At 60.9% G+C, this 26138-nt stretch carries 25 protein-coding genes; 15 read left to right on the top strand and 10 right to left on the bottom strand.

The annotated features are described in order from the left end of the window. Nucleotides 1-106: 106 nt before the first annotated feature. Nucleotides 107-3019, bottom strand: coding sequence for an aminotransferase (locus CAF76_RS17930; protein ID WP_085647962.1), 2913 nt, complete (start codon nucleotides 3017-3019; stop codon nucleotides 107-109). Nucleotides 3020-3198: 179 nt separating this feature from the next. Here CAF76_RS17930 and rfbC point away from each other — a divergent pair, with 179 nt between their 5' ends. From rfbC to CAF76_RS17910, 4 genes are all read left to right on the top strand, one after another. Next, the gene (gene rfbC / locus CAF76_RS17925) at nucleotides 3199-3744 is read left to right on the top strand and encodes a dTDP-4-dehydrorhamnose 3,5-epimerase (protein WP_085647961.1); all 546 of its coding nucleotides are present in this window, start codon (nucleotides 3199-3201) and stop codon (nucleotides 3742-3744) included. 106 nt (nucleotides 3745-3850) lie between these two features. Then, a complete protein-coding gene (locus tag CAF76_RS17920) occupies nucleotides 3851-5659 on the top strand; it encodes an ATP-binding protein (protein ID WP_064600652.1) in 1809 nt (602 codons plus the stop codon). Further along, nucleotides 5656-7044: a sigma-54 dependent transcriptional regulator gene (locus tag CAF76_RS17915; protein WP_085647960.1), complete on the top strand. Its 1389-nt coding sequence runs from the start codon at nucleotides 5656-5658 to the stop codon at nucleotides 7042-7044. Before CAF76_RS17920 ends, CAF76_RS17915 begins: the two co-directional genes overlap by 4 nt. A 40-nt stretch (nucleotides 7045-7084) precedes the next feature. Continuing rightward, complete coding sequence (locus CAF76_RS17910) at nucleotides 7085-7540, top strand: YiiD C-terminal domain-containing protein (RefSeq protein ID WP_085647959.1); 456 nt, start codon at nucleotides 7085-7087, stop codon at nucleotides 7538-7540. Between the two features lie 13 nt (nucleotides 7541-7553). Here CAF76_RS17910 and cysQ read toward each other — a convergent pair whose 3' ends face one another. Beyond that, nucleotides 7554-8387, bottom strand: a complete 834-nt coding sequence (gene cysQ / locus CAF76_RS17905; RefSeq protein WP_085648154.1) for a 3'(2'),5'-bisphosphate nucleotidase CysQ — start codon at nucleotides 8385-8387, stop codon at nucleotides 7554-7556. A gap of 1 nt (nucleotide 8388) precedes the next feature. Then, complete coding sequence (gene nudE / locus CAF76_RS17900) at nucleotides 8389-8958, bottom strand: ADP compounds hydrolase NudE (RefSeq protein ID WP_064592763.1); 570 nt, start codon at nucleotides 8956-8958, stop codon at nucleotides 8389-8391. Between the two features lie 88 nt (nucleotides 8959-9046). Between nudE and yrfG the strand changes: the two genes are divergently transcribed. Next, the gene (gene yrfG / locus CAF76_RS17895; RefSeq protein WP_085647958.1) at nucleotides 9047-9709 is read left to right on the top strand and encodes a GMP/IMP nucleotidase; all 663 of its coding nucleotides are present in this window, start codon (nucleotides 9047-9049) and stop codon (nucleotides 9707-9709) included. Between the two features lie 93 nt (nucleotides 9710-9802). On the opposite strand, the gene lysM is transcribed toward yrfG, so the two are convergent. Next, nucleotides 9803-10243 (bottom strand): peptidoglycan-binding protein LysM, encoded by a 441-nt coding sequence (lysM, locus tag CAF76_RS17890; protein WP_039764611.1) that lies wholly within the window; start codon nucleotides 10241-10243, stop codon nucleotides 9803-9805. A gap of 137 nt (nucleotides 10244-10380) precedes the next feature. Between lysM and CAF76_RS17885 the strand changes: the two genes are divergently transcribed. The 4 genes from CAF76_RS17885 (at nucleotide 10381) to CAF76_RS17870 (ending at nucleotide 15260) form a co-directional block, all read left to right on the top strand. Beyond that, complete coding sequence (locus CAF76_RS17885; RefSeq protein WP_085647957.1) at nucleotides 10381-11268, top strand: LysR family transcriptional regulator; 888 nt, start codon at nucleotides 10381-10383, stop codon at nucleotides 11266-11268. A gap of 92 nt (nucleotides 11269-11360) precedes the next feature. Further along, complete coding sequence (fdhD, locus tag CAF76_RS17880) at nucleotides 11361-12200, top strand: formate dehydrogenase accessory sulfurtransferase FdhD (protein ID WP_085647956.1); 840 nt, start codon at nucleotides 11361-11363, stop codon at nucleotides 12198-12200. Continuing rightward, nucleotides 12197-14545 carry an FdhF/YdeP family oxidoreductase gene (locus CAF76_RS17875; RefSeq protein WP_064592755.1) on the top strand — a complete coding sequence of 783 codons (2349 nt, stop codon included), beginning with the start codon at nucleotides 12197-12199 and terminating at the stop codon, nucleotides 14543-14545. Before fdhD ends, CAF76_RS17875 begins: the two co-directional genes overlap by 4 nt. 235 nt (nucleotides 14546-14780) lie before the next feature. Then, nucleotides 14781-15260: a YMGG-like glycine zipper-containing protein gene (locus tag CAF76_RS17870; protein ID WP_011331978.1), complete on the top strand. Its 480-nt coding sequence runs from the start codon at nucleotides 14781-14783 to the stop codon at nucleotides 15258-15260. A 65-nt stretch (nucleotides 15261-15325) separates the two neighbouring features. Here the strand turns inward: CAF76_RS17870 and CAF76_RS17865 are convergent, their stop codons facing one another. From CAF76_RS17865 to CAF76_RS17855, 3 genes are all read right to left on the bottom strand, one after another. Continuing rightward, nucleotides 15326-15757 carry a thioesterase family protein gene (locus CAF76_RS17865; protein ID WP_085647955.1) on the bottom strand — a complete coding sequence of 144 codons (432 nt, stop codon included), beginning with the start codon at nucleotides 15755-15757 and terminating at the stop codon, nucleotides 15326-15328. A gap of 31 nt (nucleotides 15758-15788) precedes the next feature. Continuing rightward, nucleotides 15789-17012, bottom strand: a complete 1224-nt coding sequence (locus CAF76_RS17860) for a 3-hydroxyacyl-CoA dehydrogenase (protein ID WP_085647954.1) — start codon at nucleotides 17010-17012, stop codon at nucleotides 15789-15791. A gap of 109 nt (nucleotides 17013-17121) precedes the next feature. Continuing rightward, nucleotides 17122-19050 carry an ATP-dependent DNA helicase RecQ gene (locus CAF76_RS17855; RefSeq protein WP_085647953.1) on the bottom strand — a complete coding sequence of 643 codons (1929 nt, stop codon included), beginning with the start codon at nucleotides 19048-19050 and terminating at the stop codon, nucleotides 17122-17124. Between the two features lie 234 nt (nucleotides 19051-19284). On the opposite strand from CAF76_RS17855, the gene CAF76_RS28865 reads away from it, so the two are divergent. After that, entirely contained in the window at nucleotides 19285-19419 is a 135-nt protein-coding gene (locus CAF76_RS28865) for a hypothetical protein (RefSeq protein WP_256579632.1), read from the top strand. Nucleotides 19420-19436: 17 nt separating this feature from the next. Here CAF76_RS28865 and CAF76_RS17850 read toward each other — a convergent pair whose 3' ends face one another. Then, nucleotides 19437-19940, bottom strand: coding sequence for a polysaccharide deacetylase (locus CAF76_RS17850; RefSeq protein ID WP_085647952.1), 504 nt, complete (start codon nucleotides 19938-19940; stop codon nucleotides 19437-19439). Nucleotides 19941-20244: 304 nt separating this feature from the next. Between CAF76_RS17850 and CAF76_RS17845 the strand changes: the two genes are divergently transcribed. From CAF76_RS17845 to CAF76_RS17825, 5 genes are all read left to right on the top strand, one after another. Beyond that, on the top strand, nucleotides 20245-20526 hold the full coding sequence (locus CAF76_RS17845) for a hypothetical protein (protein ID WP_085647951.1): 282 nt from the start codon (nucleotides 20245-20247) through the stop codon (nucleotides 20524-20526). Between the two features lie 101 nt (nucleotides 20527-20627). Beyond that, nucleotides 20628-21755 carry a hypothetical protein gene (locus CAF76_RS17840; protein ID WP_085647950.1) on the top strand — a complete coding sequence of 376 codons (1128 nt, stop codon included), beginning with the start codon at nucleotides 20628-20630 and terminating at the stop codon, nucleotides 21753-21755. A gap of 347 nt (nucleotides 21756-22102) precedes the next feature. Continuing rightward, nucleotides 22103-22402 carry a hypothetical protein gene (locus CAF76_RS17835; protein ID WP_085647949.1) on the top strand — a complete coding sequence of 100 codons (300 nt, stop codon included), beginning with the start codon at nucleotides 22103-22105 and terminating at the stop codon, nucleotides 22400-22402. Between the two features lie 158 nt (nucleotides 22403-22560). Next, the gene (locus tag CAF76_RS17830; protein ID WP_039764743.1) at nucleotides 22561-23004 is read left to right on the top strand and encodes a hypothetical protein; all 444 of its coding nucleotides are present in this window, start codon (nucleotides 22561-22563) and stop codon (nucleotides 23002-23004) included. Beyond that, the gene (locus CAF76_RS17825; RefSeq protein ID WP_085647948.1) at nucleotides 23004-23276 is read left to right on the top strand and encodes a type II toxin-antitoxin system RelE/ParE family toxin; all 273 of its coding nucleotides are present in this window, start codon (nucleotides 23004-23006) and stop codon (nucleotides 23274-23276) included. Before CAF76_RS17830 ends, CAF76_RS17825 begins: the two co-directional genes overlap by 1 nt. A gap of 172 nt (nucleotides 23277-23448) precedes the next feature. On the opposite strand, the gene CAF76_RS17820 is transcribed toward CAF76_RS17825, so the two are convergent. Both CAF76_RS17820 and hslO read right to left on the bottom strand, forming a co-directional pair. Next, entirely contained in the window at nucleotides 23449-24990 is a 1542-nt protein-coding gene (locus tag CAF76_RS17820; RefSeq protein WP_085647947.1) for a phosphoenolpyruvate carboxykinase, read from the bottom strand. Nucleotides 24991-25171: 181 nt separating this feature from the next. Then, nucleotides 25172-26074: an Hsp33 family molecular chaperone HslO gene (gene hslO / locus CAF76_RS17815; protein WP_011331968.1), complete on the bottom strand. Its 903-nt coding sequence runs from the start codon at nucleotides 26072-26074 to the stop codon at nucleotides 25172-25174. Nucleotides 26075-26138: the final 64 nt, after the last annotated feature.

The following is a 26138-nucleotide window of genomic DNA, read 5'->3' as shown; positions in this document are numbered from 1 at the left end:
CTTTATAAACGATAAATATCGGCTTTAGAAGCCAATAATAAAAAACAATCTGAATTAATCCCTTCAAATACCGATACAAATCGGTATTTGAAGGGCGCCGATCGCCTCAAAGCCCTTCTTCAAGCACCTTCGCCAGCATGTCGACAAAGAAATCCACGCTCTGACGCGAGGTGACCATCGGCGGTTTGATCTTCAGAACGTTCAGGTAATCGCCGGTCGGCTGCATGAAGATCCCCAGCTCGCGCAGGCGATCACACAACAGCGTGGTTTCCTCGGTTGCCGGCTCCAGGGTTTCCCGATTGCGGATCAGCTCGACCCCCAGATAGAACCCCGAACCGTGCACTGCGCCGACCAACGGATATTGATCGATCAGCGCTTCCAGCCGCGCCTTGAAGTGGGCGCCGACCACCTGGGCGTTTTCCCAGAGCTTTTCTTCTTCCATGACATCGAGCACCGCCATGCCGATCTGGCAGCTCACCGGACTGCCGCCGGCGGACGAGAAGAAATAGCCCTCGGCCTCCAGCGCCTCGGCGATTTCCCGGCGGGTGATTACGGCGCCCAGCGGCTGGCCGTTGCCCATGCCTTTGGCCATGGTGATGATGTCCGGCACCACGCCTTGCTCTTCGAACCCCCAGAAGAAATGGCCCATACGGCCGTAACCGACCTGCACCTCATCGGCGATGCACACGCCGCCACGGGCGCGCACCAATTCATAGACCCTTTTCAGGTAGCGCGGCGGCAGCGAAATCCCGCCCGCATTGCCGTAGACCGGCTCGCAGATGAACCCGGCCAGTTGGCGCTTCTGCTCATCGAGCTTCGCCAGATGATGTTCGACGCTGCGCACGTAATCCGGTGCCGAATCCGCGCCGCGAAACTCGCCGCGATAGGTGTTCGGAGCGGTCACCGCATGCACCCAGTCCGGGCGACTGCTCAGGGCTTGCGGGTTATCGGCAATCGAGGTCGAGACCGCGTCCGCGCCGACCGTCCAGCCGTGATAAGCCTCCAGCACGCTGATCATGTCGCGGCCACCGCTGGCGGCCCACGCCAGGCGGATCGCCAGATCGTTGGCCTCGCTGCCGCTGTTGACCAGGAACACCCGATCCATGCCCTCCGGCGCCAGTTTCAGCAAGCGCTCGGAGAACTCGGCGACGGCCGCGTAGTTGAACCGCGAGTTGGTGTTGAGCAGTGACCACTGCCGGCTCGCCACCGCCGCCATGCGCGGGTGACCGTGGCCGAGCACCGCGACGTTGTTGAGCATGTCGAGGTAGGAACGGCCCTGCATGTCGATCAGGTGATTGCGCCAGCCACGTTCGATACGCGGCGGGTCGACGTAATAGTGTTTCTGGGTGCGGGCGAAACTGGCGTCGCGACGCGCCAGCAGGGTTGCTGCGTCCAGCTCGGGTTCGGCGTCGCAGGCCAGACCCAGCAGCGCGGCCGGTGATGGGGAAAGTGCTTGCCAAGCAGCCGCACGGCTCGGCGTGCAGAACAGCGGCGCCTCAAGCTGTGCGCCGCGAATCAATTGCACGATCAACGGACCGTCCACCGAACCCAGCACCTGACCTTTCACCAGCGCAGCGCCGCTGTGCAACGAAGGTTTCACGCCCCACAGACGCAGGCTCAGTTGCGGGCCGTCGAGTCGCAGTGCGCCGTCGGCCGACAGGTGCAGTACGCCAGCGAACGGCGCCTCCACCGTCGAACCTTGGGGTACATGCAATTCGACGTGCAGCGGGAAAGTCTCTGGCTCATCGGCGCTGTCGGGCCGGGTGCGCGACAACCGATATTGCCCGTATCGACTGGCCGCCAGACCATGGATGACAGCGGCCTCGTTCAACAGACGCTGATCGATGCCAGGCTGCTCCCAATTGCCCGCCTCGAAGTGCGCGCTCAACACACCCAGATCGATCAACGCGAACTCGCGCCCGACCAGATCGGGCAACAGCGGCGCAAAACCTTCACTGTCGATGGCCGGCAATGTCTGACCGACCGCCGTAAGAATCGCCGCCTCCATCAATGCCAGCGGCACCGAGGTGGCGACCCGGAAGATCTCCCATTCGTGGGTCAGGTTGTCGCGGCTGTAGGTGTTGCCCGGATCGATGCTGACCTGTTGTTCGCCACTGAGCACCAGCACCGCCGCCCGCGCCACGATCAGCGGCCACAGCGCCAGCAGTTCTTCGTGCTGCAGCGGATTGACCGCGTGATAGGCCTGCACGGCCGGCAGAATCACCAACGGATCGCCGGCGGCGTGATGCAGCAATGCGGCGCAGGTGACCGACAGATCGGTGATGCGCCAGGTGCGCACCAGATCGCCGAAATCGATGACGCCCTGCAACTGCCAGTGCCGCCGGGCGTCACGCTGCCAGACCACGTTGTCGTCGGTGATGTCCATGTGGATCGCCTGCACCGGCAGCTTCTCCACCAGCGGTTGCAAACGAAGTCTGGCCTGTTCGGCAGCCTCGGCGATCAGCGCGCGCTGGCGTTCGTCTTCGATGACCGGCAGCAGGTGCTCGATCAGTGCGCTGGCGTGGCGCGCGTCCCATTGCAGCGTGCGCTCGAGTCCCGGATGGTCGAACCCGGCCAGGGCCAGATCCATTTCGCCGCAGAGCCGGCCGAACCCGGCAACAACTTCGTGGCCGAGATGATCGAGAGCCGTCAGTGGCTGGCCCTCGATGTAATCGAGCAGCCGCACATGCACCGATTCGCCCTCGACGTCCAGGGTCAGCAGGTCAGCACCGTTACTGGCCGCAATCACCCGAGGCACCTTCACCGCGCCGTGCTCGGCCAGGTACTTAAGGCCCGCATGCTGGGCTTGCAGCTCGACCAGCGAATAATCGCCCCGGCAGATCTTCAGCACGAACCGCCCACGCTCGCTGTCGACCCGGTAATTAAGATCCTGCTGGCTGCCCAGGGCCTGCAACGTGCCGTTCAAGCCGTAATGCTGCGCCAGCAGATGCCGTGCCTGCTCCAGCGAAACCTGAGGGCTGGGCAAACTGGCGCGATGAATCAACGTGGCGAACGACATGGAACGACCCCTGAAATTTTATTAGGCGCCTATATCGCCATTGCTTCAGGCGATAAGCAACCCCCGACCATCCGTCCCCCGATCTGTTGCGAGACGGGCGGATTTGCAAGCGCCACTCGCACCCACCGGCACTTTGCGCAAGAATGTCGGCCATTCACACCTGCCACTGGAATATCCCCATGAATGTAATCCCCACTGACCTGCCTGGTGTCCTGATCATCGAACCCAAGGTGTTTGGTGATGAGCGCGGGTTCTTTTACGAAAGTTTCAATGCCAAGGCCTTTCAGGACGCCACCGGCCTCGACACGCAGTTTGTCCAGGACAACCATTCGCGCTCGCAGAAAGGCGTGCTGCGCGGGCTGCATTACCAGTTGGAAAATACTCAGGGCAAACTGGTCCGCGTTATCGCTGGCGAAGTCCTCGATGTCGCCGTGGATATCCGTCGCAGCTCGCCGCATTTCGGCAAGTGGGTCGCCGTGCGCCTGTCGGCCGACAACCATCGCCAATTGTGGGTACCGGAAGGTTTCGCCCACGGCTTCGTGGTGCTGAGCGAATTCGCCGAATTCCTCTACAAGACCACCAACTACTACAACCCGTCCTCCGAGCGCAGCATTCGCTGGGACGATCCGGATCTGGGCATCGACTGGCAACTCGACGAAGCGCCAAAATTGTCGGCCAAGGATCAGGCGGCCGCCTTCCTCAAGGACGCCGACGTCTTTTCCTGAAGTCCTGTGTGAATCTTCAGCGCCGCTGCATACCCGGCCACGGGTGCGCAGACTGCGCCGGCAAGCCTAGGCATAATGCGCCTGTACCCACAGGCGCTCGATGCTCATGACTCCGACCCTTCCCCGTCGCCCCCGCTGGCGCAGTCTTGCCCTGCTGGCTCTGTGCCTGGCACCGCTGCTGTGGCCGCTGGAACATCTGGCCGAGCGCTATTACCGCAGCGAACTGGCCGGCCAGAACCGCCAGACCCTCGACCTCTACGTCGCCAACCTGCTGGGCACGCTGCATCGCTATGAAGTGCTGCCGCAAATCCTCGGCGACCTGCCGGCCCTGCGCGCGGTGCTCGGGGCGCCGGACGACGGCGTGACCCAGGGCAACGCCAACCGCCTGCTGAAGAACATCGCCGCGCAGACCGGCGCCGAAGTCATGTACCTGATGGACACCAACGGCCAGACGCTCGCAGCGTCGAACTGGGACAAGCACGACAGTTTCGTCGGGCGTAATTTCTCATTCCGGCCGTACTTCAGCGAAGCCATGGCCGGACGCCTCGGGCGCTTCTTCGGGTTGGGCACTACCTCTGCCAAGCGCGGCTACTTCTTCGCCGCCGCCGTGCGCAACGGCGAAAAAATCATCGGCGTGCTGGTGATCAAGGTTGACCTCGACCACACCGAAAGCCTGTGGGGCAAAACCCCGGAACAACTGCTGGTGACCGACCACAACGGCGTGGTCATCCTCACCTCGCGCCCGGAATGGCGTTTTCGCGCGACCCGCACCCTGAGTGATACCGAGCGCGCGGCGATCACCGCAATCCAGCCCTACCCGACCCGCGAGCCACGCCCCTTGAACCTGAGCCCGACCGCGTGGTTGCCGCAAACCCAGGAGATCGCGGAAACCGGCTGGAGCGTCAGCATCCTCGCCCCGCGTACGTTGATCGACCGACCGGTACGCACGGTGGTGGCGATCGGCGGCGCCACCTTGCTGGTGGTGATGCTGTTGCTGGGCCTGATGATGCAGCGTCGTCGTCATTACCTGGAACGGATCGCCTTCGAAGCCAAGGCCCGGCGGGAACTCGAAGGACGGGTCGCCGAACGTACCAGCGATCTCGAAGGCCTCAACCGCCGCCTGAAACAGGAAGTGCTGGAACGCGAACAGGCCCAGCAGGAACTGGTGCGCGCCCAGGACGATCTGGTACAGGCAGGCAAGCTGTCGGCGCTGGGGACGATGTCGGCGAGCATCAGCCACGAACTCAACCAGCCGCTGGCGGCGATCCGCAGCTACGCCGAAAACGCCGAAGTGCTGCTCGACCATGAACGCACCGAAGACGCACGAGGCAACCTCAAACTGATCAGCGAGCTGACCGGGCGCATGGCATCGATCATCGCCCACCTGCGCGCCTTCGCCCGCCGTGACCGCCACGCCCCGGAAAGCGTGGCCCTGCAACCGGCGCTGGACGACGCACTTGCCTTGCTGGCCAAACGTCGCCGGAGCATGGATGTCGAACTGATCCGCGACCTGCCGGCCGCCACCCTTTGGGTCGAGGCCGGGGAAACCCGTCTGCGCCAGGTGCTGGGCAACCTGCTGGCCAACGCCCTCGACGCCCTGACCGAAAAAGGCCCGCCGCGCAAATTGTGGCTGAGTGCCGAATCCACCGACGAAGGCGTCAATCTGTACATTCGCGACAATGGCCCGGGTTTCTGCATGGAAGCCCTGGGCCGTGCCAGCGAACCGTTTTACACGACCAAGACCCGCACCCAGGGTCTGGGTCTGGGGTTGGCCATTTGCGAAACCCTGATGCGCGCCTTCGGCGGTGAACTGTCGTTCGCCAACCACAAGCAAGGTGGCGCCCTGATCACCCTGCGGCTGCGCGCCGGCGCGCCCGGGGTCAGCCTGCAACCGTCCGAGGATCGAAGCGCATGACCATCGACAACCGCATTCAGGTGGTGCTGATCGACGACGATCCGCACCTGCGTCAGGCCCTTGGCCAGACTCTGGATCTGGCCGGCCTGAAAATTCTTCCGCTGTCCGAGGCCAAGGGTCTGGCCGCGCAACTGGAGCGCGACTGGCCGGGCGTGGTGGTCAGCGACATCCGCATGCCCGGCATGGATGGCCTGGAACTGTTGAGCGAGTTGCACGCTCAGGATCCCGAGTTGCCGGTGCTGCTGATCACTGGCCACGGCGATGTGCCGCTGGCCGTGCAGGCCATGCGCGCCGGTGCCTATGATTTTCTGGAAAAGCCCTTCGCCAGCGACGCCCTGCTCGACAGCGTGCGCCGCGCCCTGGCCCTGCGGCGTCTGGTGCTGGACAACCGAAGCCTGCGCATGGCCCTGAGTGATCGCAACGAGTTGAGCGCGCGGCTGGTCGGTCAGTCTGCACCGATGTCGCGCCTGCGCGAGCAGATCGGCGCGCTGGCGGCGACCAAGGCCGATGTCTTGATCCTCGGCGAAACCGGTGCCGGCAAGGAAGTCGTCGCCCGCGCCCTGCATGACCTGTCGAGCCGGCGTAACGGCCCGTTCGTGGCGATCAACGCCGGGGCGCTGGCCGAGTCGGTGGTCGAGAGCGAATTGTTCGGCCACGAACCCGGCGCCTTCACCGGCGCGCAAAAGCGCCGGATCGGCAAATTCGAATTCGCCAATGGCGGCACGCTGTTCCTCGACGAAATCGAGAGCATGAGCATGGACGTCCAGGTCAAACTGCTGCGCATGTTGCAGGAGCGAGTGGTCGAGCGTCTGGGCGGCAATCAGTTGATCCCGCTGGACATCCGCGTCATCGCCGCCACCAAGGAAGACCTGCGCCAGGCCGCCGATCAGGGACGCTTCCGTGCCGACCTGTATTACCGCCTCAACGTGGCACCGCTGCGCATTCCGCCGTTGCGCGAACGAGGCGAAGACGCGTTGATGCTGTTCCAGCATTACGCCGACGAAGCCAGTGCCCGCCACGGACTGCCACCTCACGAACTGCAACCGGCGCAACGGGCGTTGCTGCTGCGCCATTCATGGCCAGGCAACGTGCGGGAATTGCAGAACGCGGCGGAGCGCTTTGCCCTCGGCCTGGAGCTGGCCCTGGACAACACGCAGCCCGATGGCAGCCCCGGCACCACCGTCGAGATCACGGCGGGCGGGCTCAGCGAACAAGTGGAAAATTTCGAGAAATCCCTGATCGCCGCCGAACTGGCCCGCTCTCACAGTTCCGTACGCAGTCTCGCCGAAGCCCTGGGCATTCCGCGCAAGACCCTGCACGACAAACTGCGCAAGCACGGGCTGAATTTCGCTGGCAGCGGCGTTCATTCCGACGAATCCGAATGAAGCACGCTCAATTCACTTTTCTGCCGCAAGAGGTCCGGGCATGAAGCACGACAGTCGTTATCTGGAATCCGTTCTTCACCACGACATCCCGCTGACCCAGGACATGGGCCTCAAGGTGCTCGACTGGCAGGAACAGCAACTGCGCCTGCACTTGCCGCTGGACGCCAACGTCAATCACAAGAGCACCATGTTCGGCGGCAGCCTGTATTGCGGCGCGGTGCTGGCCGGTTGGGGCTGGCTGCATCTGCGATTGAAGGAAGAAGGCATCACCGACGGCCACATCGTGATCCAGGAGGGGCAGATCAGTTATCCACTGCCGGTGACCGGTGATGCCATTGCGATTTGCCCGTCACCGAGCGCAGCGCAGTGGAAGAAATTTCTGACGATGTATCAGCGTTACGGACGGGCGCGACTGACGCTGCACACGCGGGTGGTCAATGCCGGGAGCAATGAAGATGCAGTGACGTTCAGCGGGCAGTACGTCCTGCACCGCTGAAGACTGACCACGCTTACGAGCGGGCAAGTTCGAGCAGCTTCGCCCGCCATGCGGCTTTCGCCGGCAACGCCAGGAAGAAACTGTTCAACAAAGACTCCCGAGCTGGATAACAGAACGCTGCGCCACTCAGGTCGAGCACTTCACCGCCCGCCCCTTCCAGAACGCCCTGCGCCGCCGCCGTGTCCCATTGCGAAGTCGGCGCCAGTCGCGGGTAACAATCCGCCGCACCTTCGGCCAGCAGACAGAATTTCAGCGAACTGCCGATGTTGGCCAGCTGCAACTCGCCAAGGCTGGCGCTCAAACCGGCCAGCAAGCGTTCCTGCTCCGGACTCGAATGACGGCGGCTGGCAACCACGGTGAACGCTTCGCCAGGCCCCGGTACGTCACGAACCTGAATCGCCACCGGTGTGCCGCCCGTGTCGCCGCGCCAGGCACCGAGTCCCGCACCGCCGACGTAGAACCGCCCAGTGGTCGGCATCGACACCACACCGAACACCACCCGGCCGTTTTCGATCAACGCAATGTTGACGGTGAATTCTTCGCTGCCGCTGATGAACTCCTTGGTGCCATCCAGCGGGTCCACCAGCCACCAGCGCTGCCAGCCTGCGCGCACGCTTTGCGGGATGTTGGCGTCCTCTTCGGACAGCACCGGAATGCTCGGGTCCAGCGCCGTCAGGCCCGCCACGATCACGTGGTGAGCGGCCATGTCCGCCGCCGTCACCGGCGAATCATCGGACTTGGCAGTGACCGCCACATCGGCACGCCAGAACGGCAGGATCGCCTCACCGGCCCGCAGTGCCAGTTCAACCACCGGCGTCATCAACGGATGGGGAAAATTCATCGATATCTCACTCATGACTGAAAAATCCGCGCTGGGTCAGCAGATCGCGGGTCAGGTACAGCGCCGCCAGGGCGCGGCCCTCACTGAAATTCGGATTCTGCGCCAGTGCCGACAGCTGTCGCAGATTGACTTTGTCTACACGCATCGGCTCGGGTTCGTCGCCTTCGAGACGCTCTTCGTACAGGTCGGTGGCCAGCACCACCTGGATTTTCTGGCTCATGTAACCGGGGGACAACGACAACTCGGTCAGATGCTCCAGCTGTCGCGCGCCATAACCGGCTTCTTCCTTGAGCTCGCGTTCGGCGGCAGCCAGCACATCTTCGCCGGGCTCGATCAGGCCTTTGGGCAGCGACAGTTCATATTCGTCGGTACCGCCGCAGTATTCTTCGACCAGCACCGCGTGCTCGGCATCGAGCATTGCCACGATCATCACCGCGCCATAGCCGGCGCCCTTGCCGACCAGTCGCTCGTAGGTGCGTTCCACGCCATTGGAGAAACGCAGCTTCAGCTCTTCGACGCAGAACAGCCGGCTGGTGGCGACGATCTCGCGGGCGAGTACGGTGGGTTTCTGGCGCATGCAAAGCTCCTTGGCGTGAACGCGCTACTATAACGCGGCTTTTCCGATTGTTTGCGTCGGATATCCTTCTACCGCTCGAGACGTTGCCATGCCTTCATTACCCTGGTCCGACATCGACACCGTTCTGCTCGACATGGACGGCACGTTGCTGGACCTGCACTTCGACAACCACTTCTGGCTCGAACACCTGCCGCAGCGCTACGCCGAACTGCATGGCGTGAGCCGGGCCATGGCGGAAATGGAATTGCAGCCGCTGTTCGAGCGCCATGCCGGTCAGTTGCAGTGGTACTGCCTGGACTTCTGGAGCGCGGAGCTGAAGCTGTCGGTGCGTGAACTGAAACGGGAAACCGCCCACCTGATCGCCCTGCGCCCGGACGCCGACACTTTTCTGGAAGCGATCAAGCGAGCCGGCAAACGCGTGGTGATGATCACCAACGCCCACCGCGATTCACTGTCGCTGAAACTGGAACGCATCGAACTGGCGCCGTACTTCGAACGGCTGATCAGCTCCCACGATTACGGTTTCCCCAAGGAAAACCCGCAATTCTGGGACGCCTTGCAGGCCGATATCGGTTTTGACCCGGCGCGTAGTCTGTTCATCGACGACACCTTGCCGATCCTGCGCAGTGCACGGAATTTCGGCGTGGCGCATCTGTTGGCCGTGAAAGAGCCGGACAGCCGCAAAGGGCCGAAGGACACCGGGGAGTTCGCGGCGGTCGAGGATTATCGGGATTTGATTGCGGGCCTGTAGACCGCATCGTCCCCATCGCGAGCAGGCTCGCTCCCACAACTGAAATGCATTCCAATGTGGGAGCGAGCCTGCTCGCGATAGCGGTATCTGCGGTTACTCGGGAATACGCAGCGTCTGCCCCGGATAAATCTTGTCCGGATGTGACAACAGCGGCTTGTTGGCCTCGAAGATCTTGTTGTACTGGTTGGCGTTGCCATACACCGCCAGGGAAATCGCGCTGAGGGTGTCGCCCTTCTTCACGACCACAAAACGCGCCGCCGCCACAACCGGCCCGGTCACGGTGATCTGGTCATCGACGCTGCCGACACCGGCAATGTTGCCCACTGCCAGAAGAATCTTCTCTTTCTCTTCCTGACTCGCCACTTCACCGGTAACGGTCACCTTGTCCCCGTCCACGGTAGCCTGGACATTCGGGTTACCCAGCCCGACCTTGCTGATGTGTTCCTTCAATTGCTCGCTGGCATTGGCGTTGCCGGGGGTCAGCAGGTCGAGCAGTTTCTCACCCGCTTCTTTCACAAAGCTCAAAAGACTCATGGCGCACACTCCTTGATTTGGGTTCCAGACGCCCAAGCCTAGACCACCCCGGACAAACCCGGTTCCAAGCCGACCAATGACCCTGCCGTCACTCAAGCGGTAGAATCGCCCACCCCTGCCAGCGCCCCGGAGCGAAGATGGACATCAAGCAGCTGAAATTCCTCATCGCCCTCGACGAAACCCGCCACTTCGGCCAGGCCGCAGCCCGCTGCCACATCACCCAGCCGACCCTGTCGATGCGCCTGCGCAGCCTCGAAGAAGAACTCGACCTGCCACTGGTCAACCGTGGCCAGCGCTTTGAAGGGTTCACCGCACCGGGCGAACGGGTGCTGGCCTGGGCGCGCACGGTACTGGCGGCCTACGACGGTTTGCAGGCGGAAGCGGCGGCCTGTCGCGGCAATCTGATCGGCACCCTGCGGCTGGGCGTGGTGCCGTTGTCGAGTTTCGATGCACTGCCGTTGATGCAACGCCTGCACGCACAACATCCAAACCTGCGCTTCGAACTGTCCTCGCTGAGCTCCGAACAGGTTCTGGAGCAACTGGCGAACAACCGCATCGACATTGGCGTGTCTTATCTGGACCGCCTCGACGGCGAGCGGTTTGAATCCCTGGCCTTCAGCGAAACGCAGATGGGCCTGCTCTACGACCAGCGGTTCTTCAGCTTTGGCGAAGCGCCGCTGAGTTGGGAGTCGCTGATCGAGCTGCCGCTTGGCATGCTCACCAGCGGCATGCACTTTCGCCAGTCCATCGACCATAACTTCCACAGTCGTGGCCTGACGCCGCAGCCGTTACTGCAAACCGACGCCGTTCACCAATTGTTGCAAGCGGTGCACGGCGGCTTGTGCTGTGCGGTGATGCCACTGGATGGCGGCCTGGAAAACCTGACCGATCATCTGCGCCTGCAACCGATCGAAAACGCCCAGACCCTCGCCCGACTGGGCCTGATCATGCGTCGCGGCGCTCCACGCTCGGCGTTGGCCGAGGCCTGTTTCGCGCTCTATCAAAAATCACCCACGGACACTTGATCGACGGCATCTATCGAAGGATCGACACTAGCGATTAGACGCGACATCTTGCCGCGCCTAGTCTTAACGTTGATCAATCCGTCGGTGATGCCATGAACGCCAAGCGCCCGGCCTGCGCGGCGCCTGCTCTCGAAACGCCCGCGCCAGCCGCCAGTCAGACCTACAGCTACAGCAATCTCCCCCTCGCGGAATCGGCCAGCACCGCGCTGGCCGAAGAAGTTGCGTTGGCGATTGCCTACAACGGCATCAGTCAGGCCGTGATGCTGGTGACGCCGACCGACCTTGAAGACTTCATCGTCGGTTTCAGCCTCGGCAGCGGCATCATCGAAGACGCCTCGGACATCTACGACCTGCAATTGACCGGCTCGGGCTCGGCGCAATATGCGCAAGTGACCATTGCCAACCGCGCCTTCTGGAACCTCAAGCAGCAGCGGCGGCAACTGGCCGGCACCAGCGGTTGCGGACTGTGCGGCGTGGAAGCGGTGGAGCAGGCGCTGCCTGACCTCAAGGTCTTGCCCGGCGCACCTTTGCCGCCCGCCGAATGGCTCGAGGGTTTGCGCCAGCGTATCGGCGCATTCCAACCGCTGGGTCAGCATTGCGGCGCAGTGCACGCGGCGGTGTTCATGAACGCCAGCGGTGAATTGCTGTTGGGCCGCGAAGACATCGGCCGGCACAACGCCCTCGACAAGCTGATCGGCGGTCTGATCCGGCAAAAGATATCCACAGCCGGCGGCCTGGCAATTGTCACCAGCCGTTGCAGCCTCGAATTGATCCAGAAAGTCCTGCGGGCCGGGATTCAGACCCTGGTCAGCCTGTCCGCGCCTACCGGTCTCGCCGTGCAATGGGCGCGACGCCACAACCTCAATCTCATCCACCTGCCGCAGAAGAACGCGCCGCGGGTGTATAGCCCAGAAATGGAGAAACACCCGTGAGCCAACATCATCAAGCCGACCAGAAACCCGTTCCGCGCTACAAGCCTTACAAGGGCCCGGCCGGTGGCTGGGGCGCCCTGATCAGCGTGGCCCAGGCCTGGTTGACCAGCGACAACGCGCTGAAAAACCTGCGCATGATGCTCAAGACCAACCAGAACGGCGGCTTCGACTGCCCGGGCTGCGCCTGGGGCGACTCGCCGGAAAGCGGCATGGTCAAATTCTGCGAGAACGGCGCCAAAGCGGTGAACTGGGAAGCGACCAAGCGTCGGGTCGACGGCAAGTTCTTCGCCAAACACAGCGTCACCTCGTTGCTGGAGCAGAGCGACTACTGGCTTGAATATCAAGGTCGTCTGACCGAACCGCTGGTGTATGACGCCGAAACCGACCGCTACAAACCCATCAGCTGGGACGATGCCTACGCGCTGATCGGCAAACACCTGCAAGCGCTGTCGAGCCCGGATCAGGCCGAGTTCTACACCTCGGGCCGCGCCAGCAACGAAGCGGCGTACCTGTATCAACTGTTCGTGCGCGCCTTCGGCACCAACAACTTCCCCGACTGCTCGAACATGTGCCACGAGGCCAGCGGCGTGGCCCTGGCGCAGAGTGTCGGCGTCGGCAAAGGCACCGTGACCTTCGACGACTTCGAACATGCCGATGCGATTTTTGTCTGGGGCCAGAACCCCGGCACCAACCACCCGCGCATGCTCGAACCGCTGCGTGAAGCGGTGAAACGCGGTGCCCAGGTAGTGTGCGTCAACCCGCTGAAAGAACGCGGCCTGGAACGCTTCCAGCATCCGCAGCATCCGCTGGAAATGCTCACCAACGGCGACAAGCCGACCAACACCGCGTATTTCCGCCCGGCGCTGGGCGGCGACATGGCGGTGCTGCGCGGCATGGCCAAGTTCCTGCTGCAATGGGAGCGCGATGCGCAGAAGGCTGGCGCACCGGCCGTGTTCGATCACGACTTCCTCAATGAGCACAGCGTCAATGTGCTCGAGTACATTGGTGTCGTCGACGATACCCCTTGGGAGCAGATCGTCACTCAGTCCGGCCTGACCCTGGTGGAAATCGAGCAAGCGGCGCGCATGTACGCCAAAGGCAAGAACGTGATCATGTGCTGGGCGATGGGCATCACCCAGCATCGCCACTCGGTGCCGACCATCCAGGAGATCGCCAACCTGATGCTGCTGCGCGGCAACATCGGCAAACCCGGCGCCGGTCTGTGCCCGGTGCGCGGCCACAGTAACGTGCAGGGCGACCGCACCATGGGCATCAACGAACGTCCGCCGGTGGCGTTCCTTGATTCCCTCGAGCGCCGCTTCCAGTTCAAGGTGCCACGTCACAACGGGCACAACGTGGTCGAAGCGATTCACGCGATGGCCGAAGGTCGCGCCAAGGTGTTTATCGGTCTGGGCGGCAACTTCGCCCAGGCCACGCCGGACAGCCCGCGCACCTTCCAGGCCCTGAGCAACTGTGACCTGACGGTGCAGATCAGCACCAAGCTTAATCGCAGCCACCTGGCCCACGGCAAGGACGCGCTGATCCTGCCGTGCCTGGGTCGTACCGACATCGATATCCAGACCGAAGGCCCGCAAGCCGTCACCGTGGAAGACTCGTTCAGCATGGTGCACGCCTCCAACGGCCAGTTGCAGCCGCTGTCGAACCAGATGCGCTCGGAGCCGTCGATCATCGCCGGCATTGCCGCCGCCACCCTGGGCAGCAAACCGGTGGACTGGAACTGGCTGGTGGCCGACTACCGGCGCATCCGTGAACTGATCGCCGACACCATTCCGGGCTTCAAGGACTTCAACGAGAAGGTCAAGAACCCGGGCGGCTTCTACCTCGGCAACAGCGCCGGCGCGCGCAAGTGGAACACCACGTCGGGTCGGGCCAACTTCAAGCCGAACATGCTGCCTAAGGACCTGATCCACGAGCGCACTCGCGCCACCGGCAAACTGCCGGACCTGATCCTGCAATCGATGCGCTCTCACGATCAGTACAACACCACGATTTATGGTCTCGACGATCGTTATCGCGGGGTGAAGGGACAGCGTGATGTGTTGTTCGCCAACGAAGCCGACATCATCCGTCTGGGCTTCAAGCCGGGGCAGAAGGCTGACATCGTGTCGCTGTGGGACGATGGTCGTGAGCGTCGGGTGAAGGGCTTCACGCTCTTGGCGTTCGATATTCCTGCAGGGCAGGCAGCGGCTTATTACCCTGAGGTGAATCCATTGGTGCCGTTGGAGAGCACCGGCGATGGCAGCCATACGCCGACGTCGAAGTTCATTGCCATTCGCCTGGAAGCGGCGAGCGAAACGGGGCTGATCATGGCCAGATCGGCCTGATACGGCGCCTGAACGGGCGCCTTCGCGAGCACTTTTCGAACGCCCACAAAAAAGGCCGCTTTGTGATCAAAGCGGCCTGTCCGAAGTAGTTAAAGACCGGCGAAAATCAGTTAAGTTCCGCCCAAAAATCAGCAACTTGCAGAATTGTATACAGGTCGTGCTATTCGTCGGATTTCGATTGTCACGCCCATTCCAGAGCCTCAGGATCGCGCCGTCATCCCTTTGAGGCTCCTCTATGAAGTTCTCCTCGATTCTCTTGTTGTCCCTTGGCCTGGTCAGTGGCTTCGCTTCTGCCGGAGGCACCACCGAAGCAGGTGTGGGCGGCGCATTGGGCGGGGTTCTTGGCTCGGTCGTCGGTCAATCGTTAGGCGGCAGTACAGGTTCAACCATCGGCGCAGCCCTGGGCGGCGCGGGTGGTAGTGCGGTGGGCGCCGACAAGCGCAGCCGTGGTGAAGCAGCCATTGGCGGTGCGCTGGGCGCAGCCGGCGGCAACGTGGTCGGCCGCAGCATGGGCGGCACCACCGGCAGCCTGATCGGCGCAGCAGCCGGCGGTGGCGCGGGTGGCGCGCTGGGCAACTACATGGGCAACAAGAGCGATGACGATGATCGTCATTACGATCGTCGCCATGATGATCGTCGCTACTACCGTGACCGTCACCCAGGTCGTGGCCATGCCTATGGCCATCGCAAGCATCACCGCTACTATCGCGACTGAGGCCTGGCCTCTTTAGCCGATACATCCAGATCGCAGCTCCCCCGGGCTGCGATTTTTTTTGCCTGTCACATCGCCAGGCGTTCCAGCGCTTCGCGCAATCGGGTTGGAATCGACACCAGCTGATTGGACGCCCGGTCGACAAACACATGCACGAAGCGCCCGGCGGCACAGGCCTCGTCTTCTTCGGCCTTGAACACCGCCAGTTCGTATTGCACCGAACTATTACCCAGCTTGCCAACCCGCAAGCCGATCTCGATTCGATCCGGAAAAGCGATCGAGGCGAAGTAGTCGCAGGACGAACTCACCACAAACCCCACCACCTCGCCGTCATGGATATCCAGCCCCCCGACCTGAATCAGATAGGTGTTCACCGCCGTGTCGAAGAAGCTGTAATAGGTGACGTTGTTGACGTGACCGTAGGCGTCGTTGTCATGCCAGCGCGTGGTGATCGGCTGGAAGTGCGGGTAATCGCTGCGTTGCGGCATCGGGTTGGACATCAGTGTCGATTCCTGGAGTGATCTGCTCAGTCTAAAGATAAAAACCCTTGCCGCGCGCCGCCAGCTCGCCAATCAATGGCGCCGGCCGCCAGTGATCACCCTGCCGGGTCTCCAGTGCCAGCAATCGCTTGTGAATGTCGGCCAGCCCCTGGTCATCCGCCCAGGCCATCGGCCCGCCTCTCTCTGCCGGGAAGCCGTAGCCATTCAGATAGACCTGATCGATGTCATGCGCCGACTCGGCAATCCCTTCCTGCAGGATCTTCGCGCCCTCGTTGACCAACGCCAGCAGGCACCGCTCAAGGATCTCCTCCGAGCCAATATCCCGGCGATGAAACCCCAACCCTTCGCTGACGCTCAACACCAGCGCATCGACCTCGGGATTATGCTCGGCCTGTCGACTGCCCGGCTCGTAGTGGTAATAACCGTTGCCGGACTTCTGACCGAACCGGCCCAACTCGCACAGACGGTTATCCACTTGAACCTCCGGTGCATCCTGCCCCTTGCCCGCCAGCTCGCGGGCACGCCACTCGAGATCGATGCCGACCACGTCGTACATGCGAAACGGCCCCATGGCAAAACCGAAACTCTGCAACGCCGCATCGACCTGATGCGGGTACGCCCCTTCAAGCAACATCTTGCGCGCTTCGAGCACATACGGATGCAGCATGCGGTTGCCGATAAAACCGTGGCAGTTGCCCGACACCACACTGACCTTGCCCATGCGCTTGCCCAGCTCCAGAGCGGCTTCAAGCACAGCCGGAGAAGTTTGTGCGCCACGGACTATTTCCAGCAACTTCATGATGTGCGCCGGGCTGAAGAAATGCAGGCCCAGCACTTGAGTCGGGCGCCGTGTCGCGGCGGCAATGGCGTCGATATCCAGCGCCGAAGTATTGCTCGCCAGCAGCGCCTCGGGTTTCAACACGCCATCGAGTTCACGGAAGATCTTCTGCTTGAGCTCGAGGTTCTCGTACACCGCTTCGATCACCAGGTCGACGTTGCGGATTGCCACATAGTCCGCCGCCGCGCTGACACGGGCAATCCGCGCATCGGCTTCGGCCTGATCAATCCGCCCCTGTCGCACGTTGTGCGCGTAGGTCTCGGCCACGGTGGACAGCGCCTGCTCAAGCATCTGTGGATTGTTATCGACCCACTGCACTGACACGCCGGCGTTGGCCAGGCACATGACAATGCCGCGGCCCATGGTGCCGGCGCCGATCACGGCGGCCTGCTGAATAGCGAAGGATGTCTGGCTCATGTTGTTCTCTTGTTGGCGATCCGAAGACAGCCATCACCATAGTCAGCCACCGGGCATTTTTGAAGTTCATTGCCGTGATGATCGACATTCAGCAGATGGATTCGGAATCTCAAAGATGCGTCTGAGCCCAGGCCCGGACCTCGGCGTAGGGATATTCCTCCAGCGCTGCAAACCCGGAAATGGCCCGCGCCTTGAGTTTGGTAAACAGCGGCACACTGATTCCGCAGAGGAACCGGGTCAGCCGCTCGGCCGACGGAGCACTGCCGGTCAGTTGTTGATGCCTGTGGATAAATTCCCCACACAACGCCGCAAAATTTTTATCCACAAGCGCCGGCAATTCCGGAGGCGCCGGGAGCCGGGCGATGTGCCCGTGACACGCCGAGCAATGTCCGCACTGCTGAGGCGCATTGTGATCGCCAAAATATTCCGCCAGCCGATATCCGAGACATCGCTCGGTGGCGAACAGCTCGAGCATGGCGTGAATCCGCGCCACTTCGGTTTGTTCATGGCGGGTGAAATAGTCGTGCAGGTCAGCGCTCAGGGCCTGGCTGTCGAAATCGCCGCGCAGGACGTTGTAGACCTCGGTCATCTGCTTGCTCTCAAGCTCGACCCAGCCCTTCTCCTGAAAGTAATCCAGCGCCTTCACCACGCGGTTGCGCTCGGCGGAATACTGCTCGTACATCGCCTGGAAATTCACCGTAGCCCAGGTACGCGCGCGGCTTGAGGTCTGGATGATCGCGGCGACGAAATCCCTGCGTTCACCTTCAAAACGCTCAAGCAACGCCTCGGGCTCCAGCAGGTATTTGAAACGGTACTCGGCGTAGTACGCGTAGCGCGGGGCAATCAGTCCTCGCAGCTCCAACTGCACCAACAACGTCTTCAAAGGCAACGCGCGAATGTTGCTCTGATCCGCCAGCGGCCCGAGCAGAAACTCCCATTGGCCTTCCGGCGCGGCGGCCTGCAGCTCGTCCAGCACATGACGAATGCCCTCCTGTTCCGGCGTGTCGCCATACACGAAGTTTTCCAGCACGTTGAGGCTGTCGCGGTTGGCCAACACCAGGCAGTCGGACGGCTGCCCGTCACGCCCTGCACGGCCGATTTCCTGGCTGTAGTTTTCGATGGATTTGGGCAGGTCGAAATGCACCACGTTGCGGATGTCGCTTTTGTCGATGCCCATACCGAAGGCGATGGTGGCGACGATGCAATCGGACTGCCCGCCCATGAAGCGCTTCTGGATCGCGTCCCGTTGCTCATGGGGCAACCCGGCGTGATAAGCCTCGGCCTGAATGCCATTGCGCTCCAGATGCTCGGCAATCTGCTCGGCGGTTTTCTGCAGGGTGACGTAGACGATGCTCGGCTGACCCACGCGCTCGCTCATCCACTCCACCAGACGCCGGCGCTTGTCCTGCCCACGCACCGGCTCGACCAGCAGATTGAGGTTGGGCCGGTAGAAACCGGTGGTCACCACATCGTCTGCCGCGATGGCGAATTTCGCTTGCATGTCGGCGATGACTTTTGGCGTTGCAGTGGCGGTCAGCAGCAGGGTTTGCGGGATGTTGAACTGGCGCTGGTAGTCCGGCAGCTTGAGGTAGTCGGGGCGGAAGTTGTGGCCCCACTCGGAGATGCAGTGCGCCTCATCCACCACCAGCAGCGAGATCGGCACCTGCTGCAAAAAGTTGCGAAAGCGCTCGTTCTTCAAACGCTCCACGGAAATCATCAGGATCTTCAGTTCGCCCGAACGGGCGCGGGCCATCACATCGTTGGCGTCTTCGCGGCTCTGCGCCGAATCGATGCTGCCTGCGGATATCCCGTGCCGGCGCAAGAACTCAAGCTGATCCTGCATCAGCGCCAGCAACGGTGAGACCACCAGCGTCAGGTGTGGCAGCAAGAGTGCCGGGACCTGGTAACAAAGGGACTTGCCGGAGCCGGTGGGAAATATCGCGGCCACCGAGCGCCCGGCGAGAACAGCGCTGATCGCGGCCTCCTGCCCGGGTCGAAACTGTGGATAACCGAAAACCTGTTCCAGGGTGTTGTGCATTCGCTGTCACTCCGTTGACCGCTGTGATGCCAACAGCCTAGCGGGCGATCGCAGCGCGTCGAGAATAGGTTGGGGGTCAAATCGATACGGGATGATACAGCGTCGACGGCACGGTCAAGGGATCAAACAAATGAAACACTTTGTTCATCGCCGGGTGAAGCGATCCGAGGGTAATGTCCGTCACGCCTTGAGCCAGGACGGCCAATGCGCATGGATTTTTACCAAGGAGTGAACATGTCGAACAACTTGAAACTGCCCCTCGCCCTGATCTTTGCCTCCCTGCTGCTGGGAGGCTGCACCCCCTCTCCCGGCGACTTTCCGCCGATCCTGGCCAGCGCCGTGACCGTCACCGCAGCGCCCTCGACTTAACCCCCGCAAGCGCTGTGTCAGGGCCGCAATACGGCTACCCGCAATTGCTCATCCAGTACCCGTTCATGCACATCGAGGCTCTGGCTCGCCCATCGTGCATGAGCCGGGCTGATATCGCCGGTGAAGGCTGCCGCCAGTTGACGCAAGTCGGCAACGCTGCGCACCCGGGGGCAAAATGCTTTCTCGTCGCAGTGAGTGCTGGCATTGCGGTAGGTGTTGAGCAAGCGATCCCACAGACCGTCGCGTACTTGTCTGATCGACTTGAGCTGCATTGGCTGCACGCCCAGTCGTTGCGTGAGTCCCGGTTCGTCCAGGGCTTCGCTCGCCAGCAGAGCCTTACCGAAAACCAGCACTTCAGCACGGGCAGCTGTGTCGATGTCGGCCTGCGTGGCAAGCGCGTCGGGCCAACCGGTGCGCTCCAGGTTGGCAAGCAGCAACCCGTTGCCCGTGTCGGAGGCCAACGCCAAACGACAGCCACTCACCCACAGCAAAACGATCAAGGCCATTCGTAGCCACTGCATACCTAATTCCCTTTAAGCGTGTGTCGGACATTTGGAAACGACCTACGGATTCTGGCGCGCACCATACAGAGGTTTACTTTGAAACGCCTGATAATCACGTCGGAAAATTCGCCAATAAGGGTTTGGCTTTGAAAAACCGAAAAAACATGTAGGGCAAATGCCCATATCGTGGAAAAAACCCTTACGAAATCTGTCCATTGCGGCCGTCTTGTCCCACTCGACGGCGCCCTTCTATAGTGGCCGGCGCGACTGAAAACACTGTGTCGGCCCACCGAAGCGACTTCGTAAAGGACACGCCTCAATCATGAACATGTTCACACCGCTGAATACTCGTTTTCGCCCTCTCAAGACCTGCGACGGCGACAACCCGGTAATGGTCATCGACACCGCTGCAACAGCGGGTGACCTGCTCAATGCCGCCGATCAACGTCTGCGCGCGGCCAGCGATCTGCTGGAAACTCTTTACTGCTTGTGTTTCAAACAGGCCGATGTGAAAGACATCCCCAACATCGTCAATGCGCTTTACTTATTGACCCAAGACGGTTGTGACTTGCTGGAAGTTGCCAGACAACGAATAAACAACTAACGCGCCAGCCACATTTACAAAGTTCGCAACAACCCTTCGCTTCCATTACTACAAAGTTTACAACTAGCCTGATTGCTCTTATATCAACCGAGAGCAACAACATGACTACGTTAACTATTTTCTTCTGTGGTACAGGTTCGACAAAGTTTGATAATGCACACGTTAACTATTGGAATGGGGAATTGGTCTCCACACTGGCCGCTCACCACACCGGGCGCGAGTTCGCCGACTGGATCGTGGTCGACGGCCCCGGCACCAGCAACCTGCAAGCCGATGAACTGTTCACCCAGTCGAAGGACTACGGCCTCAGTGGCACCTTGTTCGGCAAGGGCTGGGAGGAAAACGTCCAGCACGCGATGAACATCATCAAAGGCCAATGTGACTGGCAGCGCGAACAACTGACCGAAGCGGAATACAACCGCCTCAAAGCCGCCGGCATTCCGATTGAAGATGTAAAAGTCGAAGGTTCCTGGCTGTGGCGTAAATATAACTATGGTGATCGCAGCGTCACGCAACAGAAGTTACAGGAGCAAATTATCAAAACCTTTCGCAAGGACGGTGTTATTCCAACAAAAGTCAATCTGGTGGGCTGGAGCCGTGGCGGTATCAGTTGTCACATGCTGGCCAATGCCATGTTCAACGACAGTGCACTGAAAAACATTCCAGTGAATATCTTTGCCATCGACCCGGTGCCGGGCATCGGTAACTTTCAGGAACACCGGGTAAAGCTCAACAGCAACGTAAAAGAATATGTGGGTTTCTATGCGCGGGATGAGCGCTCCAAGGGTTTCAGTTGTGTCATTCCGCAAACCGCGACCGGCACCAAGACCAGCATCTTCCCCATGCCCGGCCGTCACGCCACCCTGGTCGGCAACGCTTCCGCCGACGGCAACAGTGGTCCAAAAGTGCTGGCCGAACCCGGCCTCATCGTCCGTCACTTTGCCGAGGTCTGCCTGAAACGCTGGGGCACCGGCCTCGACAAAAACCTCAACCTCAGCGACACCGATCTTCGCAACCACACCGCTGCCATCGTCAACGCGGCAGCGAAATACAAGGCCATGGAAAAGTGTTCCTACACCTGGTTCACCGAACTGGATCAAGGCGAACGCTACGTATCGCTGGGCAGCAAAGGCGTTCCGTTCTCGACGGTGAAAGGCGCGATCTACACCCCGGCGACCGGGCTGACGACGAGTGTGCTGGATGTTGAGGGGTATCGGGCTATTCGTTGAAAACCGTGATTGATCTGTAGGAACGGACTGCCCGAATCTGCATCCCGTTCCTACACGCAGCGGCGCCTTGTCTTCTATCGGCGCCAGTGGGCCGAAACCTATAGTTGTGACTGTCGCTGCCAATTCAGCGACTCGGGCTTGGTCACCCGAATGGAACATGCATTCGCGTCCGCTGTATGCTGCCGGCACTCAATTGCCAGTAGCGTTATGGTGGCTGTGTTTGGGACGCTTCCGAGCGTGCCGGGTATGTGCATGATCCTCACCGGTTGACCAACCCGAACACAGTCGCCTCCAGTCGCTTGGTCACGATGTGGTGGCTTCATTCGAAGCAATTGAGGATCTAAAAAATGAAATCATGGAACGAGCTCCACTCCAATCGCTACCGTCCACTCGACTCCAACCTCACCGACACCAAGCCCCTGGTCATCGACACCGAAGCCAACCCGCAAGACATCCTCGAATACGCCGTCCAGCGCCTGCGCGCCTCCAGCGACCTGCTGCAAACCCTCTACTGCCTCTGCTTCAAACACGCCGACGTCGAAGACATCCCGCACATCACCCACGCGCTCTACCTTCTCACCAAAGACGGCTATGACCTGCTCCAGGTCGCCCAGCAGCGAATGCTCAACTGGAAAGCCCCGGCCTGACGGACTCCTCGGGCAGGCGTGTTCATGGCTAGAACTGCCTGCCTCTATCTCGAACACTGACGCTGACATCTCCGGCGCAAAACTTAAGGATCAGAGTTTTGCAAACTATTATTGATTGCGTACGATGGGAGCCATTGTTCAACCAAGGGCTTGCCTTCATGACCACTGAAACCATTGATCACAGCACTCTCACGCGGCTGTTTGAGAACGGTTCGATCAGTAGCGCACATATCGTCGCCAAACCGGGTGGCTGGTCGATTCAGATTCAGCAAGGAAGCAAAGAATACTCACTGACCGCACAACGCAGTGGCCAGGTACGTCTGTTCAAGCGGCTTGAAACACTGGTGACCTACCTGCAAGGAGTGGGCATCAATCACTTCGATGTGGACGCCTCCAGTTATGACCCTCTTCAGATAAAAACCTATGCCCGCCCTGATCGCGCCGAAGCGATGAAACAAGCTCATGAAGCAGCTGCGTATGAAGAATGGGTCAAGCAACAGGTACAAATCAGCATTGATGACCCAAGACCCAGCGTCAGCGATGAAGACGCTCGCAGGATATTTGCCGCCAAACGGGATGCCCTTCGTCAGCGAGCACGTTGATGAGGTTGGTCTGGCGCCAAGAAGCGCTGGATGACCGAGACAACATCATGGAGCGTATCGGCCAGGAAAATCCCGCTGCAGCGATTAAACTTGATGAGGCTTTCGAACTGAAAGGAGAAGGCGCTCGGCAGCACCCAGCCCTGTACCGAAAAGGTATCGCGGGAGGTACCCGCGAAATCGTCGTCACTCCAAACTACGTCATCATCTACACAGTCAAAGTTGATGTTGTGGAAGTGCTACGAGTGCTGCATACCAGACGGCAATGGCCATGATGGCTGGAGGGAAAATGCTTAGGAGTTCGCGGCTCCTTAAGTAGCATTATTCTGGCTGTTTAACGCGGATTCTGCGGGAATAATGGCAGTTGATCTGACAATGAAGTCCAACCCATCACCCACAAAAAAGCCGCCCTCAAGAGGCGGCTTTTTCATTCACCAGAACTAAGTCTTACAACTTAGGCCCGGCAGCCTTGATCGCATCGCTCACTTCGAACTTCTTGAAGTTCTCGATGAACAGACCGGCCAGTGCTTTGGCAGCTTCGTCGTACGCAGCCTTGTCAGCCCAGGTGTTGCGTGGGTTGAGCAGGTTGGTTTCGACGCCCGGTACGGCCAGTGGCACGTCCAGGTTGATGGTGTCCAGGTGCTCGGTGGCTGCACCGATCAGCGCGCCGCTCTGGATCGCTGCGATCACCGCGCGGGTGGTCGGGATGTTGAAGCGTTTGCCGACGCCGTAGCCACCGCCGGTCCAGCCGGTGTTGACCAGGTAGACCTTGGAGCCGAAGCCGCGGATGCGCTTGATCAGCAGTTCAGCGTATTCGCCGGCCGGACGCGGGAAGAACGGTGCGCCAAAGCAGGTGGAGAAGGTCGACTTGATTCCGCTGCCCGAACCCATTTCAGTCGAGCCCACCAGAGCGGTGTAGCCGGACAGGAAGTGGTAGGCCGCTTGTTCTTCGTTGAGGATCGACACTGGCGGCAGGACGCCGGTCAGGTCGCAGGTCAGGAAGATCACAGCGTTCGGCTCGCCGCCCAGGTTCTTCTCGGAACGCTTGGCAACGTGCTCCAGCGGGTAGGCCGCGCGGCTGTTCTGGGTCAGGCTGACATCGGCGTAGTCGGCGTGTTTGGCGTCGTCGATCACGACGTTTTCCAGTACCGCGCCGTGCTTGATGGCTTTCCAGATGACCGGCTCGTTCTTCTCGGACAAGTCGATGCACTTGGCGTAGCAGCCGCCTTCGATGTTGAAGACAACGCCTTCGCCCCAGCCGTGTTCGTCGTCACCGATCAGGTAACGACTTTCGTCGGCGGACAGGGTGGTCTTGCCGGTGCCCGACAGACCGAAGAACAGGGTCACGTCGCCTTCTTCGCCGATGTTGGCAGCGCAGTGCATTGGCAGCACGTCAGCGGCCGGCAGCAGGAAGTTCTGCACGGAGAACATGGCTTTCTTCATTTCACCGGCGTAACGCATGCCGGCGATCAGCACTTTCTTCTGGGCGAAGTTGATGATCACGCAACCGTCGGAGTTGGTGCCGTCACGCTCTGGCACGCACTCGAAGTTGGCGACGTTCAGCACTTGCCACTCTTCGCGACCGACCGGGTTGTACTGAGCCGGGTTGATGAACAGGCAACGACCAAACAGGTTCTGCCAGGCAGTCTGGGTGGTCATTTTCACGGCCAGGTAGTGATCTTCGGCCGCGCCTACATGCACGTGGGAAACGAAATGCTCTTGCGCGTTGTTGAATGCTTCAACACGAGCCCACAGCGCGTCGAATTTGTCGGCCGGGAACTTGCGGTTGATCGGGCCCCAGGCAATGGCAGCCTGGGTGGAAGGCTCTTCAACGATGAAACGGTCGACTGGCGAACGGCCGGTGCGGTGACCGGTGCGAACAACCAGAGCGCCGGTATCGGCAAGCTCGCCTTCACCGCGGTTCAGGGCTTCTTTTACCAGATCATCAACACTCAGATCGGTGTACACGGCGTTATTGGCTTGCGTCATGAGGTTCCCCGTCGGCCAGTGGCCGAGTGTGCTCCAAACGTTTTGTAGTAGAAAGTCGTGCACTACTACCGCGAAAAAAGTGGGCCGGATTATGCCAGAAAAGCCCAAAAAGAGTAGGGCCCTCCCGTCGTAACGGCGTAATTCCGTCGTTGAGCAGTGAATTTACCTGCGCTGAACCGTTTTAGTGCCGGGTATCTGACGGCGTCTCGACGCCTGCGCCAGCGAACAATTGAGCGATATCTGCCGCGTCGAACAGGTAGCGCTGGTTGCAGAACTGGCAATCGATCTCGACTTGGCCACCTTGCTCGGCCACCAGTGCCTGCGCATCTTCCAGACCCAGGCTGACCAGTGCGTTACCCGAACGCTCGCGGGAGCAGCTGCAGTGGAAGCGCAGTTTCTGCACATCGAACAGACGAACCTGCTCTTCATGGTAGAGGCGGTGCAGAACCGTTTCGTTGTCCAGGCTCAACAGTTCATCAGCGGTCAGGGTGTTGCCCAGCGCGGTGATGTGCTGCCAGCTGGCGGCGCGTTCTTCTTCGTCTTTCAGGCGATCGGCCGGCAGTTGCTGCAGCAGCAAACCACGGGCACGACGGCCGTCGGCACACAGCTTGAAGCGAGTGCCGACCTGCTGGGACATGACGAAATAGTTGGTGAAGCAGTCGGACAGGGTTTCGCCGTCGAGATCAACGATGCCCTGATAACGCTGGCCAGCGATCGGGTCGACGGTCAAGGCCAGGACACCGTTCGGCATCAGGTCGCCGAGGGTCGCGTCGGCAGGAATCTGCTCGGCGTGATAGCGCGCCAGGCCGCGGATTTCGCGCTCGCTGGAGCACTCGATCATCAACAGCGGGATCGGGCCTTCGGAACGGGCCTGAAGAATCAGCAAGCCATCGAATTTCAGGGTGCCCACCAGCAACGAGGCGGCGGCCATCAGTTCGCCCAGCAATTGCGCAACCGGTTCCGGGTACGGGTGCTTAGCGAGCACTTCGGCGTAGCTGCGCTCCAGCGACACCAGTTCGCCGCGCGTGTCGCTGTCATCGAAGATGAAGCGTTGGGTGTAATCGGTATCGAGGAAATCGGTCATAGGTCTGGGTATCTGAATGTGATGACAAAATGGTTACAAAGAATGAAAATCCCGCGCTTCTGGC

This window comes from Pseudomonas sp. B40(2017), assembly GCF_002112855.1.
Taxonomy (GTDB): Bacteria; Pseudomonadota; Gammaproteobacteria; order Pseudomonadales; family Pseudomonadaceae; genus Aquipseudomonas; species Aquipseudomonas pharyngis.
The sequence above is the reverse complement of the archived record's forward strand: the minus strand, read 5'-3'. Positions and strand labels throughout refer to the sequence as shown.